Here is a 531-nt window from a genome sequence, read left to right as displayed (position 1 = left end):
AAGCCAGCAAAAATCCATTCAAATGAAAATGAGATTACTCGCGCTTGCCCATTTTAAAGAGGGCCAGTCCCGCACTCAAATTGCCAAGTTTCTCAAAGTCAGTAGAACCAGTGTCAACAAATGGGTTCATACCTTTCTCGAAGAAGGCCTCGAAGGACTTCAGGAAAAACCAAGAACAGGTCGTCCTGCATTCTTAACCCCAGAGCAACAAGAACAGCTTCGCCAATATCTCGAAGATAGAGCTCATAACCCGCAAGGCGGTAGACTCACGGGTGCCGATATCCATGCATATATTGTCCAGAAGTTTGATAAACACTATCACCCTGATTCCATTTACTATTTGCTCGATCATATGGGATTTTCATGGATAACATCCCGCTCAAAACACCCTAAACAATGCCAAGCAACGCAAGAAGCTTTTAAAAAACTTCCTACTGGAAACGATCCGTAACATCCCGGGCCATATCAGCCTTGAGCAAGTGGATGTCTGGTTCCAGGATGAAGCCAGATTTGGCCAGCAGAATACGACGA

General features: G+C 45.0%; 1 protein-coding gene. It reads left to right on the top strand.

Going from position 1 to position 531, the window contains the following annotated elements; all coding sequences use genetic code 11:
• The coding region (locus L6J37_RS21275) for an IS630 family transposase (RefSeq protein ID WP_237796530.1) at nt 1-451 on the top strand (451 nt) is incomplete at its 5' end.
• Between the last annotated feature and the right edge of the window lie 80 nt (nt 452-531).

The sequence above is a fragment of the Photobacterium sp. WH77 genome (genome assembly GCF_022014395.1).
GTDB classification, from domain to species: domain Bacteria; phylum Pseudomonadota; class Gammaproteobacteria; order Enterobacterales; family Vibrionaceae; genus Photobacterium; species Photobacterium arenosum.
The sequence above is the reverse complement of the archived record's forward strand: the minus strand, read 5'-3'. Positions and strand labels throughout refer to the sequence as shown.